General features: G+C 66.9%; 16 protein-coding genes and 1 tRNA gene. 1 reads left to right on the top strand and 16 read right to left on the bottom strand.

The features are described from left to right. Positions 1-61: 61 nt before the first annotated feature. Positions 62-2,272: a TonB-dependent siderophore receptor gene (locus AC6CHL_RS10390; protein WP_498294299.1), complete on the bottom strand. Its 2,211-nt coding sequence runs from the start codon at positions 2,270-2,272 to the stop codon at positions 62-64. 268 nt (positions 2,273-2,540) lie between these two features. Between AC6CHL_RS10390 and AC6CHL_RS10385 the strand changes: the two genes are divergently transcribed. Further along, on the top strand, positions 2,541-2,912 hold the full coding sequence (locus tag AC6CHL_RS10385) for a hypothetical protein (RefSeq protein WP_038689112.1): 372 nt from the start codon (positions 2,541-2,543) through the stop codon (positions 2,910-2,912). A 73-nt stretch (positions 2,913-2,985) separates the two neighbouring features. Here AC6CHL_RS10385 and AC6CHL_RS10380 read toward each other — a convergent pair whose 3' ends face one another. The 15 genes from AC6CHL_RS10380 to AC6CHL_RS10310 form a co-directional block, all read right to left on the bottom strand. After that, positions 2,986-3,363 (bottom strand): response regulator, encoded by a 378-nt coding sequence (locus AC6CHL_RS10380; RefSeq protein ID WP_038689114.1) that lies wholly within the window; start codon positions 3,361-3,363, stop codon positions 2,986-2,988. Continuing rightward, positions 3,360-4,364 (bottom strand): sensor histidine kinase, encoded by a 1,005-nt coding sequence (locus tag AC6CHL_RS10375; RefSeq protein WP_498294378.1) that lies wholly within the window; start codon positions 4,362-4,364, stop codon positions 3,360-3,362. The genes AC6CHL_RS10380 and AC6CHL_RS10375 overlap by 4 nt, the downstream gene beginning before the upstream one ends. 199 nt (positions 4,365-4,563) lie before the next feature. After that, a tRNA-Ser gene (locus AC6CHL_RS10370) sits at positions 4,564-4,656 on the bottom strand. Between the two features lie 81 nt (positions 4,657-4,737). Beyond that, positions 4,738-4,941, bottom strand: a complete 204-nt coding sequence (csrA, locus tag AC6CHL_RS10365) for a carbon storage regulator CsrA (RefSeq protein ID WP_019183311.1) — start codon at positions 4,939-4,941, stop codon at positions 4,738-4,740. Between the two features lie 141 nt (positions 4,942-5,082). Continuing rightward, complete coding sequence (gene alaS / locus AC6CHL_RS10360; protein WP_498294298.1) at positions 5,083-7,731, bottom strand: alanine--tRNA ligase; 2,649 nt, start codon at positions 7,729-7,731, stop codon at positions 5,083-5,085. Between the two features lie 105 nt (positions 7,732-7,836). Continuing rightward, a complete protein-coding gene (recX, locus tag AC6CHL_RS10355; protein ID WP_313424594.1) occupies positions 7,837-8,328 on the bottom strand; it encodes a recombination regulator RecX in 492 nt (163 codons plus the stop codon). A gap of 115 nt (positions 8,329-8,443) precedes the next feature. Then, positions 8,444-9,484, bottom strand: coding sequence for a recombinase RecA (gene recA / locus AC6CHL_RS10350; RefSeq protein WP_038689120.1), 1,041 nt, complete (start codon positions 9,482-9,484; stop codon positions 8,444-8,446). Between the two features lie 204 nt (positions 9,485-9,688). Beyond that, on the bottom strand, positions 9,689-10,339 hold the full coding sequence (gene lexA, locus AC6CHL_RS10345; protein ID WP_128096926.1) for a transcriptional repressor LexA: 651 nt from the start codon (positions 10,337-10,339) through the stop codon (positions 9,689-9,691). A gap of 751 nt (positions 10,340-11,090) precedes the next feature. Beyond that, complete coding sequence (gene ubiB / locus AC6CHL_RS10340) at positions 11,091-12,767, bottom strand: 2-polyprenylphenol 6-hydroxylase (protein WP_038689124.1); 1,677 nt, start codon at positions 12,765-12,767, stop codon at positions 11,091-11,093. A gap of 35 nt (positions 12,768-12,802) precedes the next feature. Then, positions 12,803-13,297 carry a CinA family protein gene (locus AC6CHL_RS10335; RefSeq protein WP_137189137.1) on the bottom strand — a complete coding sequence of 165 codons (495 nt, stop codon included), beginning with the start codon at positions 13,295-13,297 and terminating at the stop codon, positions 12,803-12,805. 264 nt (positions 13,298-13,561) lie between these two features. After that, the gene (hflX, locus tag AC6CHL_RS10330; protein ID WP_038689128.1) at positions 13,562-14,872 is read right to left on the bottom strand and encodes a ribosome rescue GTPase HflX; all 1,311 of its coding nucleotides are present in this window, start codon (positions 14,870-14,872) and stop codon (positions 13,562-13,564) included. A 26-nt stretch (positions 14,873-14,898) separates the two neighbouring features. Further along, a complete protein-coding gene (gene hfq, locus AC6CHL_RS10325) occupies positions 14,899-15,183 on the bottom strand; it encodes an RNA chaperone Hfq (protein ID WP_137190031.1) in 285 nt (94 codons plus the stop codon). 106 nt (positions 15,184-15,289) lie between these two features. Next, positions 15,290-16,243 carry a tRNA (adenosine(37)-N6)-dimethylallyltransferase MiaA gene (gene miaA, locus AC6CHL_RS10320; RefSeq protein WP_038692327.1) on the bottom strand — a complete coding sequence of 318 codons (954 nt, stop codon included), beginning with the start codon at positions 16,241-16,243 and terminating at the stop codon, positions 15,290-15,292. After that, a complete protein-coding gene (gene folP, locus AC6CHL_RS10315; protein WP_498294297.1) occupies positions 16,243-17,142 on the bottom strand; it encodes a dihydropteroate synthase in 900 nt (299 codons plus the stop codon). Before folP ends, miaA begins: the two co-directional genes overlap by 1 nt. A 70-nt stretch (positions 17,143-17,212) precedes the next feature. Continuing rightward, positions 17,213-17,401 (bottom strand): hypothetical protein, encoded by a 189-nt coding sequence (locus tag AC6CHL_RS10310; RefSeq protein ID WP_038689133.1) that lies wholly within the window; start codon positions 17,399-17,401, stop codon positions 17,213-17,215. Positions 17,402-17,446: the final 45 nt, after the last annotated feature.

Genomic DNA, 17,446 nt, shown 5'->3' with positions numbered 1-17,446 from the left:
GGCAACGGCGGCCTGGACCGCCTGCAGCACCCCGGCGCACTGGCCGGGGTGCTGCGCAGCATCAGAACTTGTAGTTGAGGGTCAGCCGCACGTTGCGCGGTTCGCCCCAGGTGTAGGTGCTGTACCAGCTGAAGATCGTGTAGTAGTGCTTGTCCAGCAGATTGTTGACGTTGAGCGTGGCCGACAGCTGGTCATTGAACTCATACCGCGCCATCGCGTCCAGCAGCCAGTACGGCTCGGTGCGGTGGACCAGGCTGGCACCGTTGGCCGGGTTGGTGATGGTGCCGAAGGTGCTGCCCTGCCAGCGCGCACCGCCGCCCACGCTCCAGCCCTGCAGCGCGCCGCCCTGCAGGCGGTAGCTGGTGTGCAGGCTGAACTGGTCTTCCGGTTCCAGCGTGGAGACCTTGTTCGACTGCTGCCGCGCGATCTTGTGCGCGTAGCCGCCCTGGACCTGCCAGCCCGGCGCCACCTGGCCGGACATCTCCAGTTCGTAGCCCTTGGTGCGCACGCCCATCAGCCCGCGGTAGGCGATGCCACCGCTGGGGGTGCGGCCCCCGGTGGGTTCGGCGTAGTTGTCCTGGTCGAGCTGGAACACCGCCGCACTGGTGTTGAAGCGGCCCTCAAGGAACTCCGCCTTCAGCCCGGCCTCGTAGCTGCGCCCTTCCATCGGGTCGAGCGTCTTGCCCTGCTCGTCCTGGTTGCCCTGCGGCTTGAAGATGGTGCTGTAGCTGGCGAAGACCGAGAAGTTGCGGTTGAGGTCGTAGACCATGCCGGCGTACGGCACGATCACGCCGCTTTCGTCGGTGTCCGGCGATGTGTAGTTGGCGATGCGGCTGCCGACGATCAGCTTGAGCGGATCGGCCAGGTCGAAGCGGGCCACCACGTACGCACCGCTCTCGCGGGTCACCTGGTTGTCGCCGTAGCCCCACTGCCAGTCCGGCTCGGGCACGTCACCGGTCCAGCTGTAATAGTCGGCCACGCTGCTGATGTAACCAGGCTGCGGCGAGTAACCGTTGTTGACCCAGCGCTTGCGCGACACACTGCCGCCCACCACCAGTTCGTGCTGGCGACCGAACCAGTCGAACTTGCCGCTGACATACAGGTCGGCGGCGTTGCTGGTGGTCTTGCCGATGTACTGGCCCAGCCACATGCTCACGCCCGCCCCCGTCACCGGGTCCGGGTTGCCACCGGCGGCCGCGCCGAGCGAGGCGTCGTATCCGTTGACCTGGTGGTTGAGCTGCAGCTTGGCCACCCAGTCATTGCCGAAGGTGTGCTCGAGCGTGGCGAAGGCGGTGCGGCTGTACTGGCCCCAGCGGCTCCAGCGCGCCCCGTTGTTGAACGACCGCGGCATGTCGTTGAAGCTGCCGGTGCTGTCCAGCAGCGGAATGCCGCCCCAGCTGGAACCGCGCGGATCGCTGTCCTGGTAGTCGGCGCCGACGGTGAGCAGCGTGCTGTCGTCGAGATCGGCTTCCAGGATGGCGTAGAACACCTGGTTGCTGCGCTGGTAATGGTCCACGTTGGAGTGCTTGTCCTGGTAGGCCCCGACCACGCGGCCACGCACGCGCCCGCTTTCGGTCAGCGGCCCGCCCACGTCCACCTCGGCGCGGTAGCTGTCCCACGAGCCCACGCCCAGCGTGGCGCTGCCGGCCAGTTCGCGGGTCGGCTTCTTGCGCACCAGGTTGATGGTCGCGCCCGGGTCGCCCATGCCGGTGAGCAAGCCGGTGGCGCCCTTGAGCACTTCCACGCGGTCGTAGATGGCCATGTCGCTGAGCGTGTTGCCGGCCGAGTACGCCGAATCGCGCGCCATCGGAATGCCGTCGTACTGGAAGTTCTGCACCGCAAAGCCGCGCGCGTAGTACTCGGTGCGCTCGCTGTCGTAGGTGACGATGCTGATGCCCGGGGTGACCTTCATGACATCGTCGATGCCATTGAGCGCGAAATCATTCATCTCCTGCCGGGTGATCACGCTGATCGACTGCGGCGTCTGCCGCGGGCTCAGTACCAGCCGGGTGGCGGTGGCGATGGTGCCGGGCGTGTACGAATCGCTGCCCTCGGTGACGGTACCCAGCTGGTTGGCGGTGACCTGCACGGTCTGCAGGGTCTGCGCCGCGTCGTCCTTGGGCGGTGCCGGCGCGTCGTCGGCCTGTGCGGCCGTGGCAAACACGGCAAGGCCAAGGGCGCTGGCCAGTGCCAGGCTCAACGGGGACAACGACGGCGACGACGCAGCGCGACCGACGCGGGTGGGGACAACACGGAACGAAGCAACGGACACGGCAACGCCTCCAGCAAGGAAGGAAGTCCTCTGGCGGCGGCTGGAGGGAAAGGGGGTTTGAAGGCTGCAACGCCTTCAGTGCGGCGCGATTCTACTCCCGCAGCCGCGGGCTGTCGCGGTCCGCGATGACGCAGCCTGCCTTGGTAACCGCAGGCGCCGGGCCCGTAGGCGGGCGCGAAATTAGCAAAACTACTAACTCACCGGTAGACTGTGTGCCGGCATGCGTCACCGCAGCGCATGCACTCACAACGGCCCACGAGGCACGCACATGATCGATTTCTCCCCCGCCCAGCGTGGCGGCCTTCCGCCCTTGACCGGCACCCGCTGGCCGATCCGTTGCGGCCACGGCTTTTCCGCCGAGGAACTGGCGCAGCTGCGCGACGGCCTGTGGCCCCGCGCCAGCGACGATCGCTGGGCGGTGTGGCTGGACGGCACCACCCTGCGGTGCTGGCGCGCGCTGACCAGCGGCTGCATCTACGAAAGTGTGATTGTCATGGCCGACGATGGCAGCGGTACCGCCGTGGTCCTGGATGTGCTCGACGACCCGACGCAGTACCAGCGCGCCGGCACCGACAGCGGCGAACTGGAACGTTTTGAAGGCGTGGTGCGGTTGGCGCTGGCACAGGCACGCGCAGCCTGATCACCGGGCGGCGCTGCCGCCCTGCCCCTGCCACGGCGGGCCGGACCGATCCGGCCGCTGGGCGACGCCCGCGCTAGGCGATCAGGTCGCCCGGCACCGCCGGGGCATCCTGCAGCCCGGCCATGGCCTGTTGCAGTTCGCGCATCCGGAACGGCTTCTGCAGGCCATGTCGCGCCCGGAAGTTCGGCGGGATGGCGGTGCCGTCGTAGCCGGTGACGAACATGTACGGGATGCCGCGCGCTTCCAGCGCTTCGGCAATCGGGAACGACGGCGTGCCGCCGAGGTTCACGTCAAGCATGGCGCAGTCGATGCCGCCCCCCTGCAGCGCCGCCAGTGCCGCATCGACATTGGGGGCCACCGCCGCCACTTCATAACCAAGTTCAATCAGACAGTCTTCGACCATCATCGCCACCAGCGATTCGTCTTCGACCACCAGTACGCGCGCCTTCATGGTTCAACCTCGTGTGCATCGTCAGGCAGGGGGATCGATACGCGGAAGGTGACGCCCTCCGGGTCAAAGGCCAGGTCCACGTTTCCCCCCATGTCATGTTTGAGCCCGCGTTCAAGTAGCCGCGATCCAAAGCCGCGCTGCGCCGGCGGCTGTACCTGCGGGCCACCGCGCTCGCGCCACACCAGCTCCAGCTCCTCGCCATCGCCACGGCGGTTGCGCTGCCAGGCAATCTGCACCGACCCGTCCGGCGTGGACAACGCACCGTGCCGGGCCGCGTTGGCACACAGCTCATGCAGTGCCATGGCCAGTGCCATCGCACGGCGCGGATCGAGCCGGCACGATTCGCCCTGCACGTCGAACTGCCGTGCATCAAACCGGCCCTGTGCGGCCAGCCCACGGGCCAGCTCGGCCACGTCTGCGCTGTGCCAGTTTTCACGGGTCAGCACATCGTGCGCGCTGGCCAGGGCGAGCAGGCGCTCTTCGATCTTGCCGCAGGCGTCGTCCATGCCATCGGCATTGGCGAAGGTCTGCCGCGCGATCGACTGCACCGTGGCCAGCGTGTTCTTGACCCGGTGATTCAATTCGTTGACCAGCAACTGCAGGTGCTCGGCGTGGCGGGTACGTTCGGTGATGTCGCGGGTGCTGCCGGCAATGGCTTCCACCTGCCCGTCCGGCCCGAACACCGGCGTAAAGATGTAGTCGTAGACGCGGGTGCCTTCGGTGGTGTGCGGGAACGGCACCTCGCCACGTACGGGTCGCCTGGTGGCGATCACCTGCTCGATCTCGTCGTCATGCATGGCGGCATGCCAGGGCGCATAGCCGAGTTCCAGGCAGGTCTTGCCCGCCGCCTCCTCCCAGCGCATGCCCCACATGTCCAGCAACGCCTTGTTGGCATAGATGAAGCGGTGCTGTAGATCGAAGACATACGACAGATCCGGCGTGGCCTGCAGGAGGGCCTCGTAGATGCGCCACTTCGCGGTGTCGTGTTCGTGTTCGTGCAGCACAGAGGGGGCATCCACAGTTGGATGAGAACCATAGGTGTACGCCTGTGAAAGACGGGTCAGCGCAGCAGGCGGGCGTTCATGCTGCATCAGCCACCAAAGGAAGGCGCTTTTCCTTGAAGCAGCCCTTCCCTGCAGACGGGTAAAAAGAAGCAAAAAAAAAGCCCCTGAGCTTGCGCTCAAGGGCTTTTCTCACATCTGGCGGAGCGGGAGGGATTCGAACCCTCGATAGAGTTTTAAGCCCTATACTCCCTTAGCAGGGGAGCCCCTTCAGCCACTCGGGCACCGCTCCAGTGTTCTGGTTCCGCCGCTGCGTTGAATCATCTCAGCGGGGGCGCGAATAATAACGTTTTCCGCGCCCGAAGGTAAAGCCTTAATCCGAAGAATTTTCACTTCCGGATGCATTCGGCTCATCGCCGCGCTGGATACGCTGGTAAATCTCTTCGCGGTGCACGGCCACGTCCTTCGGAGCAGTGATACCGATACGCACCTGGTTGCCCTTGACGCCGAGCACGGTCACGCTGACCGAGTCACCGATCATCAGGGTTTCGCCTACGCGGCGAGTCAGGATCAACATTTTTGCAAGTCTCCAGGGAACCGGTGGATCTTCCCCACCGGCTCGGCGCCCAGCCAAGGAACGCCACACGACAAAGGGAAAGGATTAGCCATAGTACCGTCAGGCCTCCCGCCCCTTCAAGGAGCAGGAAGCTTCAGGTGTTCAGATACGTGGGGTGACCCAGTCGACAACGGCCGCAAGGGCAGAAGCAAGGGCGGGCCCGTCCTCGCCACCACCCTGGGCGAGATCCGGGCGGCCGCCGCCCTTGCCCCCGGTCTGACTGGCGATATGGGACAACAGTTCCCCGGCCTTGACCTTGCCCATTGCACTGCCGTTCACGCCGGCGACCAGGGCTGCCTTGCCGTCCTGGGTGCCGGCCAGCACGATCACCGAGTCGCCCAGCTGCTGCTTGAGGCGGTCGATTGCGTCACGAAGCGCCTTGGCATCGAAGCCTTCCAGGCGCGCGGCCAGGATCTTGATGCCGTTGACCTCGACCGCCGACGCGCCGAGATCGGCGGTGGCGCCCGCAGCCTGCTTGGCCTTCAATGCGTCCAGTTCGCGTTCCAGCTTCTTCTGGCGCTCACCGAGCTGGCGGATCTTGTCGACCACGTCGCCGGCGTTGCCGCCGAGCAGCGACGCCGCTTCGCCGAGCACGGCCTCTTCGTGGGCCACGTAATCCAGCGCGCCCTGCCCGGTCACCGCTTCAATGCGGCGCACACCCGAGGACACACCGCCTTCGGAGGTGATCTTGAACAGGCCGATGTCACCGGTGCGGCCCACGTGGGTACCGCCGCACAGTTCGGTGGAGTAATCGCCCATCTTCAGCACGCGCACGTTCTCGCCATACTTCTCGCCGAACAGCGCCATCGCGCCGAAGTCCAGCGCTTCCTGCATGGCCATGTTGTGCACTTCGACGGCGTTGTTGGCGCGCACCTGCGCGTTGACCTTGCGCTCGACGACCGCCAGGTCCTCGGCGCTGATCGGGGCGAAGTGCGCGAAGTCGAAGCGCAGGCGGTCCGGCGCCACCAGCGAGCCCTTCTGCTGCACATGGGTGCCCAGCACTTCGCGCAGGGCGGCGTGCAGCAGGTGGGTGGCGGAGTGGTTGAGGATGGTGGCGCCACGGCGCTCGCCATCGACCTGGCCACGCAGCACATCGCCGACCTTCAGGCTGCCCTGGGTGATCGTGCCGACGTGGCCATGGAACTGGCCGGCGAACTTCTGGGTGTCGCTGACCTGTACCTGCCCACCCGCACCGGCGAGTTCACCGGTGTCGCCGACCTGGCCGCCGGATTCGGCGTAGAACGGGGTCTGGTCGGTGATCACGATCACCTCGTCACCGGCCTGCGCCGCGTCGACCGGGCGACCGTCCTTGAGCATGGCCAGCACGGTCAGACCGTCGGCCTGCAGGCGGTCGTAGCCCAGGAACACGGTCGGCTTGAGCGTGGCCACCAGGTCGGCGGACAGGGTCACGCCGCCGCCGAACTTGCCCGCCGCGCGCGCGGTTTCGCGCTGGTTGTCCATCGCGGCGTTGAAGCCGTCCATGTCCACCGTCATGTCGCGCTCGCGGGCGATGTCGGCGGTCAGGTCGACCGGGAAGCCGTAGGTGTCGTACAGGCGGAAGGCATCCACGCCCGGGATCACGCCGTCACTGACCTTGGCCGCCACGTCGTCGAAGATCTTCATGCCCGCGTCGAGAGTTTCAGCGAAACGCTCTTCCTCGGCCTGCAGCGCGCGCACCACGGTGTCGGCCTGGGCCGGCAGTTCCGGATAGGCCACGCCCATCTGCTCGACCAGGGTCGGCACCAGCTTGCTGAAGAACGGCTGGCGCACGCCCAGCATCCAGCCGTGGCGCAGCGCGCGACGGATGATCCGGCGCAGCACGTAGCCTCGGCCTTCGTTGGACGGCAGCACGCCATCGACGATCAGGAACGAACAGGCCCGGATATGGTCGGCGATGACACGCAGCGACTTGTTCTCCAGGTCGGCCATGCCGGTCAGTTCGCTGGCCTTGCGGATCAGCGCCTGGAACAGGTCGATTTCATAGTTGGTGTGCACGTGCTGCAGGATCGCGGCCAGGCGCTCCAGACCCATGCCGGTGTCCACGCAGGGCGCCGGCAGCGGCACCAGGGTGCCGTCGGGCTGGCGATCGAACTGCATGAACACCAGGTTCCAGATTTCGATGAAGCGGTCGCCGTCTTCGTCCGGCGAGCCCGGGGGGCCGCCGGCGATGTGGTCGCCGTGGTCATAGAAGATCTCGGTGCACGGGCCGCACGGGCCGGTTTCGGCCATCTGCCAGAAGTTGTCCGACGCGAACGGCGCACCCTTGTTGTCGCCGATGCGCACGATGCGCGCTTCCGGGATGCCGATCATGTCGCGCCACAGCGCATAGGCCTCGTCATCGGTCTGGTAGACCGTGACCAGCAGGCGCTCGGCCGGCAGCTTCCAGACCTGGGTCAGCAGCTCCCATGCCCAGGCGATGGCGTCCTTCTTGAAGTAGTCGCCGAAGGACCAGTTGCCCAGCATTTCGAAGAAGGTGTGGTGACGCGCGGTATAGCCGACCTGGTCCAGGTCGTTGTGCTTGCCGCCGGCGCGCAGGCAGCGCTGGACGTCCGCGGCGCGCACGTAGCTGCGCTTTTCCGCGCCAAGGAACACGTCCTTGAACTGCACCATGCCGGAGTTGGTGAACAGCAGGGTCGGATCATTGCCCGGCACCAGAGGCGCCGACGGCACGATGGTGTGGCCCTTTCCCTTGAAGAACTCAAGGAAATCGCTGCGGATCTGGGAGGTAGTGAATGTGACGGATGCGTTCATGGGGGCTGGCTTTATGCGGGCCGGCCGGTCCATGGCACTCAGCCCCAATGGCCGGGTGTCGCTGCTGGACCGCCGAAACCACAAAGGGTATCAGGCCCGGGCCGCTCAGTCGTCAGGGTCGTAGCGGGTGGCGCGCCGAATGGTGTCGCCGTCGAACCCGCGCCGGGCCAGCAGATCGGCCGCTTTACGGCGTTGCGGCAGCTCCTGGGGGCCGGCCTCGCCGAAACGACGGCAGACCAGATCCCGGGCATTTTCGGCCCAATCGCCCTCGAAGGTGTCCATGGCCAGTGCGATCTGTTCGCTGTCCAGCCCATGGGTGCCCAGTTCGGCACGGATATGGATCGGACCGTAGCCGGTGTTGGCCCGGATCCGGACCAGGTTCTCGGCGAACCGGGTGTCGTCCTGCCAGCCCGCCTCGCTCAGCTTGTCGACCGCCGCCACGGCGGCCTCGGTCTCGATGCCCCGGGCCTGCAGCTTGCGGGTCAGTTCCTTGCGCGAGTGCTCCCGGCGCACCAGCAGGCCCAGCGCCCGTTGGACCGGGGTCTGTTCACTGACACGGCGTTTACGGCGGGGTGCCGGGCTGTCGGAATCCTGCATGGCGACCTTTACTCAATCAAATGCGCCGTCCCTGGCGCTCCCCCCGTCGGGGGAATACGGAAACCGCGGTGCAGGGCGAGCGTCACTGACGGCGCTGCCCTGCCCCGCAGGAAACTCACTCGACGTCGTCTTCCACGTCGTCCCCGCCTTCACGGGCGGCCTCTTCCGGCTGGAACTTCTCGCGCAGCTCGGCTTCCAGGCGCTGGGCAATCTGCGGGTTGTCGCGCAGGTAACCGCGGGCATTGTCCTTGCCCTGGCCGATGCGCTCATCGCCGTAGCTGTACCAGGCGCCGGCCTTCTCAACCAGCTTGGCTTCCACGCCCATGTCGATCAGTTCGCCTTCGCGGCTGATGCCTTCGCCGTACAGGATCTCGGTGATGACCTGCTTGAAGGGAGGTGCCAGCTTGTTCTTGACGACCTTGATCTTGGTCTGGTTGCCGATGATCTCGTCGCCCTTCTTGATCGCGCCGATGCGGCGGATGTCCAGGCGGACCGAGGCGTAGAACTTCAAGGCGTTGCCGCCGGTGGTCACTTCCGGGCTCTGGCCCGGCATCATCACGCCGATCTTGTGGCGCAACTGGTTGATGAACACCACCAGGGTATTGGAGCGCTTGATGTTGCCGGTGAGCTTGCGCAGCGCCTGGCTCATCAGACGGGCCTGCAGGCCCGGCAGCTGGTCGCCCATTTCGCCTTCGATTTCGGCCTTGGGGGTCAGCGCGGCGACCGAGTCGACCACCACGATGTCCACGGAGCTGGACCGCACCAGCATGTCGGCGATTTCCAGCGCCTGCTCACCGGTATCGGGCTGCGACAGCAGCAGGTCGTCCACGTTCACACCCAGCTTGGCGGCGTAGATCGGGTCCAGTGCATGCTCGGCGTCGATGAAGGCGGCGGTGCCGCCCTTCTTCTGGCATTCGGCAATGGCCTGCAGGGTCAGGGTGGTCTTGCCCGACGATTCCGGACCGTAGATTTCAACGACACGCCCCTTGGGCAGGCCACCAATGCCGAGTGCGATATCCAGCATCAGCGAACCGGTGGGGATGACCTCGACCGCCTCGACGACGCGGTCGCCCATGCGCATCACGGCGCCCTTGCCGAACTGCTTTTCGATCTGGCTCAGCGCGGCGGTGAGGGCACGCTTTTTGTTTTCGTCCATCGGAGTGGTCCTTGCAGAGGTCGTGTCGGTGGAGGTGCTGTCTTTGGAAGTCTTCTTGGCCATGGGTTCACTTTAAGGCTGGCGTATCGCACAGGCTGAGATTCTGCCCGGCGTTCGGAAAAAAATTATCGGACATCCGTACCAACCTCAGCGGAACCAGAGAATCGCCACAAAAGACCGTGCAGGTTTTACGTAGTAGAGGGGTCAGCGGTTGGGCCGCAGCAGGCCGCAATAGAGGCCTTCGATTGCGAAGTCCTGGTCGGGCAGCACTTCGATCGGCTTGTAATCGGGGTTGCGCGGCAGCAACCGGATGCGGTCCTTGCCCATCTTGAGCAGCTTGACGGTGATCTCGTCATCGATGCGCGCCACCACGATCTGGCCCGAGCGGGCGTCGCGGGTGCGGTGCACGCCGATCAGGTCGCCGTCGAAGATGCCTTCGTCGATCATCGAATCGCCCTGCACCTTGAGCAGGTAATCCGGCGCGGGCGAGAAGAACACCCGGTCGAGCACCACGAAATCGTCGGACCCGATGTCCGCGCCGATCGGCAGACCGGCAGCGACCCGGCCCAGCACCGGAAGGCGCAGTACGTGGTCGGGCAATGCCGGCACCGACAGCGAGGCCGGCAGGCCGTCCTGCAGCGGCGGCGCCTGCACCAGCCGGATGCCGCGGGCCTGCCCGGGAATGCGACGGATCGCCCCGGCCTGCTCCAGCGCTTCCAGATGGTACTGGGCCGCGCGCACGCCCTTGAAGCCGAACGCGCGGGCGATTTCCGTCTGCGACGGCGGTGCGCCATCGGTCTCTATACGCTCGGCGATCAACTGCAGGATCGCCTGCTGGGTATCGGTCAGGTCCATGGTTAGTAGTATTACTACTAACGATGTGGGCACGCAAGTGCCCACAGAAGAAGAGCAAGCAGAGGCAGGACCATCCCACCCTCACCGAAGCCCTCAGCAGTTCGTAGCCACCGACCGTTGGTCGGTGACCGCGCGAACGCGCGGCCATGCATGGCGGCGAGGTTTCTTGTCGGCTTCGGCTCGGTTTCCGGGGTTTAGGGTGTGCAATCTCTTGGATCAGAGGTTCATGACGGCCGAAACGGAGAGCAGCCACCCATGGGGTGGCTCTACCGGGCGGTGTCTGATCCTTCGGCAAGCGCGTGTGGGCGAACCAGATCTGTATTGGCTGAGCCGGTAGCCGCCGACCGTTGGTCGGTGGCCGCGCGAACGCGCGGCAATGCATGGCGGCGAGGATCTTTGTCGGCTTCGACTGTGTTTCCGGGGTTTGGCGTGTGCAATCCCAAGGATCAGAGGTTCATGACGGCCGAAACGGAGAGCAGCCACCCGTGGGGTGGCTCTACCGGGCGGTGTCTGATCGGGCTGCAACGGCGTATGGGCGGCGAACCTGATCTGTGGTGGCTGGACCGGTAGCCACCGACCGTTGGTGGGTGGCCGCGATCTGGCGTTCATGGCCGGCGAAGTGAGGGCGGCGACGGGGCTGGAGGGTCATGAAGGCGGTCGGGTAGAGCAGCCGACCAACGGTCGGCTCTACGTGCAATCTGCCGCGTTGGCGGCAGATTGCGGGATCCTTCGGATCCCAGCGGCAAGAACCCTAGGGGTTCTTGCCGCTGCGCCAGATCGAAAACAGTATCCACACGCCACAGAAACCCGCGCCGATGAAGCCGGCCACGCCCAGCGCCAGCAGCCAGCGGCTGGAGACGCCGCCTACGCTGTGCATGACGATGGAGGAGCCGATGATCAGCGCGGCGGTCACGATGCCCATCACCAGCCGGTTGGCGGCGCGGTTGACCTGGTCGCCGAAGCCTTGCAGCGCGGTGGTTTCTACTTTCAGCTGCAGGCGCCCGCGGCGCGCCATCTGCAGCAGGCGGCGGACGTCGCGCGGCAGGTCGCCGAGCAGGTCCATCACCCCGACCAGGCTGCGCTTGCCGCGTTTGAGCACCGCGCCGGGGGCATAGCGCTGCCACATCACCCGTTCCAGGTAGGGCCGCGCCGCACTGGCCATGTCGAACTGCGGGTCGAGCTGGCGGCCCATGCCCTCCAGGGTCAGGAAGGTCTTGATCATCAGCGCCAGATCGGCCGGCAGGGTCAGCGAGTACTGGCGCAGCAGCGTGGTGATGTTGCCCAGCATCAGGCCCATGTGCAGGTCCTTGAGCGGCACGCCACGGTACTGGTCGACGAAGGTGCTGATGTCCTGCTGCAGCCGCGATTCGTCCACGTCCACGCCACCGGCCCAGTCCAGCAGCACGTCCGAGACCGCTTCAGGCTCCTGGCTGACCAGCCCGTGCAGCAGCTGCGCGACCTGGAAGCGACGCTGTTCGGAAATGGCACCGACCATGCCGAAATCGATCACGCCGATCCGCCCGTCGCGCAGGTAAATGATGTTGCCCGGGTGCGGGTCGGCATGGAAACACCCGTCCTCCAGCACCATCTTGAGCACGATGTGGGCGCCACGTCGCGCCAGCTGCACGCGGTCCAGGCCGGCTGCGTCGACGCCGACCAGGTCGCGCCCGGGAATGCCATCCACGAAGTCCTGCACGTTGAGGCTTTCGCAGGTCCACTGCCAGTGCACGTTGGGTATCAGGATGTCCTGGCGCCCCTGGAAGTTGCGGGCGATACGCTCGGCGTTGCGGCATTCGGCAGCGAAATCCAGCTCGCGACGCAGCGATACCTGGAACTGCTGCACCACTTCGGCCGGGCGGTAGCGCTGCAGGTCCGGCAGGCGCGCTTCGACGATCTCGGCCAGCCGGGCCAGCAGGCGCAGGTCGGCCTCGATCACTTCGCGGATGCCGGGTCGGCGGATCTTCAGCACCACCGCGGTGCCATCGTGCAGGGTTGCGCGATGGGCCTGGGCCAGCGAGGCGGCCGCCATCGGGGTTTCATCCAGCCACGCGAATACCTCGGTGGCTGGCGCGCCCAGGTCGGCTTCCAGCTGCTCGCGCACCTGCGCGTAGGGCAGCGCGGGCACGGCGTTCTGCAGTTCGGAGAATTCGGCGATCCAGTCCGGCGGGAACAGGTCCACGCGGGTGGCCAGCACCTGCCCGAGTTTGACGAAGGTGGGGCCCAGGTCCTCCATTGCGCGACGCACCCGCACCGGGGCGGTCATGCGCAGCATCTCGGTGTCGTTCCAGTGCAGCAGGCGCCCGGCCCGCTCCAGCACGTCGGCCAGGCCGATCCGGCGCACCAGGTCGCCAAAGCCATAGCGGATCAGGACCGAGGCGATTTCCTGCAATCGCCCCAGGTCGCGCACGGTGCCCAGCGTTTCCCACATCGGTACAGCTCCTGTCGACGCACGCGCTCAGGATGTCACACCGGGGCGAAAATTCCCGTCAGTGCCTGCTGCACTGTCTGGCGGCGGATGGCATCGCGGTCGCCATCGAACTGGAACAGCTGCGCCCGGGCGTAACCGCCGCGTTGCTTCCAGCCGATCCAGACGCTGCCCACCGGTTTGTCCGGGCTGCCGCCGCCGGGGCCGGCAATGCCGGTCACGGCCACGGCCATGCCGGCGCCGGAATTGATCAACGCGCCGGAGACCATTTCCAGCACCGTTTCACGGCTGACCGCGCCGAACTGTTCCAGGGTGTGCGCGCGCACGCCGAGCAGCCGCTGCTTGGCCTCGTAGCTGTAGACCACCATGCCGCAATCGAAGAACGCCGACGAGCCGGCCACGTCGGTCATCGCCTTGGCGATCCAGCCGCCGCTGCAGCTTTCGGCGCTGACCAGTTGCAGGGCAGCCTGCTGCAGGCGCTGGCCGACATCACGGGCGAGGACGCCGAGTTCGGCATCGGTGGGGACGTGCATGGGGATCCTGGAACGGGGGACGAATGCCCCCGTTTTAGCCGATATCGACGGCGGTGTCGTGTGCGGGGCGTGCGACGCAGTGTCGCGACCGGTGCCCGTGGGCGGCCGATGCATGTAGAGCCGGGCTCTGCCCGGCTTGAAGGTGTCGAACAGCCGGGCAGAGCCCGGCGCTACGAATCGCGAACTGCCGGGCAGAGCCCGGCGCTACGGATCGCGAACAGCCGGGCAGAGCCCGGCGCTACGGGGCGTGGGCGCCGGCCGGGGCTACCACTCCGGCAGCTTTTCCGGCAGTAGGGCGCGGATCGGTTCGCCGCCCTCGCCCGCCGCCAGTTTCTCGGCCTCGGCGATGGGCAGGTCGACATCCAGCAGCCAGCCGTCTTCGTCGGCCTGTTCGCTGCGCACCACTTCCAGCTGGTGCAGGCGCGAGCGCAGCCGGCCGGCACTGGGCGGCAGCCGCAGTTCGCCGGTGACATGCTGCAGGCCCAGCCGCTTGCCCAGTACGGACTGCAGCAGCGGCAGGCCAAGCCCGTCGCGCGCGGAAATCCAGACCCGCTCACGGCGCGCCTCATCGGGGATGCCGTCCTGCGCGTCGTGACGCACGTCGGCACCGTCGATGCGGTCGATCTTGTTGAAGACCAGCAGCTGCGGCAGATCCCCTGCACCGACGTCGGCCAGTACTTCGTCGACCTGGGCGATGCGCTCCTCGCGGTGCGGATCGGCCGCATCGACGATGTGCAGCAGGAAATCGGCTTCGCGCGCTTCGCTCAGGGTCGAGCGGAACGCAGCCACCAGCTCATGCGGCAGGTCGCGCACGAAGCCGACGGTGTCGGCCAGCACGACGCTGCCACCGGGCACGATGATGCGGCGCACGGTCGGGTCGAGGGTGGCAAACAGCTTGTCGGCGGCATACGCCTCGGCACCGGTCAGCGCATTGAACAGCGTCGACTTGCCCGCATTGGTGTAGCCCACCAGGGCCACGCGCGGCAACTCGCTGCGCACGCGTGCGCGGCGCATCTGGGTGCGCTGCACTTCCACTTTTTCCAGCTTCTTCTGCAGCTGCTCGACCCGCTTCTGGAGCAGGCGGCGGTCGGTTTCCAGCTGGGTTTCACCCGGGCCGCGCAGGCCGATGGAACCGCCGCGCTGACGCTCCAGATGGGTCCAGCCGCGGATCAGCCGGGTGGACATGTGGCGCAACTGCGCCAGCTCGACCTGCAGTTTGCCTTCGTGGCTGCGCGCACGCTGGGCGAAGATGTCCAGAATCAACCCGGAACGGTCGATCACGCGCCGTTCCAGGAAGCGTTCGAGGTTGCGTTCCTGCCCCGGCGACAGCGCATGATTGACCAGGATCAGGTCGGCGCCGGTGGCATCGGCCACGGCTTTCACCTCGTCCAGCTTGCCGGTGCCGATCAGGATCGACGGATTGGGCCGATCGATGCGCGCGGTCACGGTCGCCGCGATGCTGGCCCCTGCCGAGCGGGCCAGATCGGTGAACTCTTCAAGCACATCGTCTTCGAGCCGGCCGGAATGCGGCTGGATCAGGAGTGCGTGTTCGCCTCGCTTGGAACGGTCAAACACGCAGTTCTCCGAAAATACCGAACGTATTACTCAACGTCGTCTTCACCTTGGACGCCTTCGGCGCCACCTTCATTGGACTGCACATAGCCGCCGCCCGGACCGACCCGCACGTTGCGTGCCGGTACCACGGTCGAAATGGCGTGCTTGTACACCATCTGGCTCACCGTATTACGCAGCAGCACCACGAACTGATCGAACGATTCAATCGTTCCCTGCAGCTTGATGCCATTGACCAGATACACCGAAACCGGCACGCGCTCGCGCCGAAGTGCATTGAGAAACGGGTCCTGCAGCGATTGCCCCTTGGACATTGCCAACTCCTGATTATTGTTTTTATGGTCTTCCGGCAGTTCCACGGCCCCCGCCGCCCACCGGAATCCTTGATGGTACACGGGCCGGAGGGGAGAAGGCGTGGAGTCAGCGTGCGACGAAGGTCGACACCGCGTCTGCCAGGGAAGCCTTATCCAGATGGGGGTCGAACCAGCGCACATCAAGCTCGCCGCGCAGCCAGGTCAGCTGGCGCTTGGCCAGCTGGCGGGTGGCCTGGATGCCCCGGTCGCGGAACTGGCTGGCACTGCCCTGCCCGTCCAGGAATTCCCAGGCCTGGCGATAACCGACCGCGCGGATGGCCGGCAGGTCCAGCGGCGCCGCCACCCGGGTCATCTCCGGCAGGGCGCGCAGGGCGCGGACCTCGTCCAGGAAGCCGTGGGCCAGCATGGCGTCGAAGCGGGTCTCGATGCGCTGATGCAGGACGCTGCGCTCGCGCGGGGCCAGCACCAGCTTGAGGGTACGCACCGGCAGGCGATCCACGCCGGGCAGCTTCTGCCATTCGCTGATCGGGGTGCCGCTCAGCCGGTACACCTCCAGCGCACGCTGGATGCGCTGGGGATCGGTCGCGTGAATGCGCGCCGCGGCCACCGGGTCGATGCCGGCCAGTTCGGCGTGCAGCGCCGCCCAGCCCTCGGCGGCCGCCTGTTCGGCAATCCGCGCGCGGGTGTCGGGATCGGCCGGTGGCATCGGCGACAGCCCCTGCAGCAGCGCACGGAAATACAGCCCGGTGCCGCCGGCCAGGATCGGCATGCGGCCACGGGCGACGATGTCGGCGACGGCGCGCGCGGCATCGGCGGCGAACTCGGCCGCTGAATAGGTCTGCCACGGATCGCGCAGGTCCAGCAGGTGGTGCGGGGCCTGCGCGCGCTCGGCCGCATCCGGCTTGGCCGACCCGATCTCCAGGCCGCGATAGACCAGCGCCGAATCGACGCTGACAATCTCGCCGCCCAGCTGTTGGGCCAGTGCGATCGCGGTGGCGGTCTTGCCCGACGCCGTCGGGCCCATCACCGCGATCGCCAGCGGACGCTGGTCTGCGCCCATCAGGCGTCGTCCGGCCAGCGCGGCATCGCCGGGGCGGCGTCCACGCGCGGCATCGGCACCGCGTCCACCGCCGCCCATACCTTGAGTGCGTCGACCGTGGCAGCCACGTCGTGCACGCGCAGCAGCATCGCGCCGCGCTGGGCGGCAATCAGGTGCGCGGCCACCGAGCCGGCCACGCGGTCGCGCGGCTGCTCGCGGCCGGTCAGCTCGCCGATGCTGCGCTTGCGCGACAGGCCCGCCAGCATCGGCACGCCGAGATTGAGGAACCGCGCCGAGCGTGCCAGCAAGGTCATGTTGTGTTCGGTGGTCTTGCCGAAGCCGAAGCCCAGGTCGATGACCAGGTGCTTCTTGGCCACACCGGCCATCTCGGCCTGGAACATGCGCTCGGTCAGGAAGCGATGCACCTCGGCCACCACGTCGTGGTAGTGCGGGGTGTCCTGCATGCTGCCCGGCTCGCCCTGCATGTGCATCAGCACCACGGGCACGCCGAGGTCGGCGGCCGCGTCCAGCGCACCGGGCTGACGCAGGGCATGGATGTCATTGATCATGCCGGCGCCGGCGGCCACGGCGGCACGCATCACCGCCGGCTTGAAGGTGTCGATGCTGATCGGCACCGCGGTTTCCGCCGCCAACCGCTCGATCACCGGGATCACCCGGCGCAGCTCTTCCTCCACCGGCACCGGCGCACTGCCGGGACGGGTGGACTCGCCCCCGATGTCCAGCAGGTCGGCGCCCTCGGCCACCAGCTGCAGGCCATGCGCGACCGCCGCCTCCACGGTGTCGTGGGCGCCGCCGTCGGAGAACGAATCCGGGGTGACGTTGACGATGCCCATCACGCGCGGGCGGTCCAGTCGCAGCACGCGGCCGCCGCAATCGAGCTGGGGGGAAATGTCGAACATGGGCAGGTCCACGGAATACGCCAGCGCGTAGTTTACGCCGGCCCATCGCCACCAGCCCGGGACGCCTCGCTCAGCGTTGCTGGCGGCGCTTGCGATCCACGTACAGCGTCTTGGCAATGCTCAGCAGGATGCCCAACGCGATGCCGATGCCGGCGCCCAGCAGGAAGTTGTCGCGGAACAGGCCGATGCCTACGCCCACCACCGTGGCGATCACCATTTCGGCGGTGTGCGACACCGGGGTCGGGGGCGGGATGGACATGGCAGCTCCGGAACGGACGACGAAAACGAGGGCGCCATTATGGCG

The organism is Stenotrophomonas sp. GQ19 (genome assembly GCF_059758695.1).
This window is presented reverse-complemented; position numbering and strand designations above follow the sequence as displayed.

Bases quoted from the DNA above. Each gene is read 5' to 3' on its own strand.
- AC6CHL_RS10385 (WP_038689112.1), top strand. From the start codon at position 2,541: ATGATCGATTTCTCCCCCGCCCAGCGTGGCGGCCTTCCGCCCTTGACC.
- AC6CHL_RS10380 (WP_038689114.1), bottom strand. From the start codon at position 3,363: ATGAAGGCGCGCGTACTGGTGGTCGAAGACGAATCGCTGGTGGCGATG.
- csrA (WP_019183311.1), bottom strand. From the start codon at position 4,941: ATGTTGATCCTGACTCGCCGCGTAGGCGAAACCCTGATGATCGGTGAC.
- alaS (WP_498294298.1), bottom strand. From the start codon at position 7,731: ATGAACGCATCCGTCACATTCACTACCTCCCAGATCCGCAGCGATTTC.
- recX (WP_313424594.1), bottom strand. From the start codon at position 8,328: ATGCAGGATTCCGACAGCCCGGCACCCCGCCGTAAACGCCGTGTCAGT.
- recA (WP_038689120.1), bottom strand. From the start codon at position 9,484: ATGGACGAAAACAAAAAGCGTGCCCTCACCGCCGCGCTGAGCCAGATC.
- lexA (WP_128096926.1), bottom strand. From the start codon at position 10,339: ATGGACCTGACCGATACCCAGCAGGCGATCCTGCAGTTGATCGCCGAG.
- ubiB (WP_038689124.1), bottom strand. From the start codon at position 12,767: ATGTGGGAAACGCTGGGCACCGTGCGCGACCTGGGGCGATTGCAGGAA.
- AC6CHL_RS10335 (WP_137189137.1), bottom strand. From the start codon at position 13,297: ATGCACGTCCCCACCGATGCCGAACTCGGCGTCCTCGCCCGTGATGTC.
- hfq (WP_137190031.1), bottom strand. From the start codon at position 15,183: ATGTCCAAGGGGCAATCGCTGCAGGACCCGTTTCTCAATGCACTTCGG.
- miaA (WP_038692327.1), bottom strand. From the start codon at position 16,243: ATGGGCGCAGACCAGCGTCCGCTGGCGATCGCGGTGATGGGCCCGACG.
- folP (WP_498294297.1), bottom strand. From the start codon at position 17,142: ATGTTCGACATTTCCCCCCAGCTCGATTGCGGCGGCCGCGTGCTGCGA.
- AC6CHL_RS10310 (WP_038689133.1), bottom strand. From the start codon at position 17,401: ATGTCCATCCCGCCCCCGACCCCGGTGTCGCACACCGCCGAAATGGTG.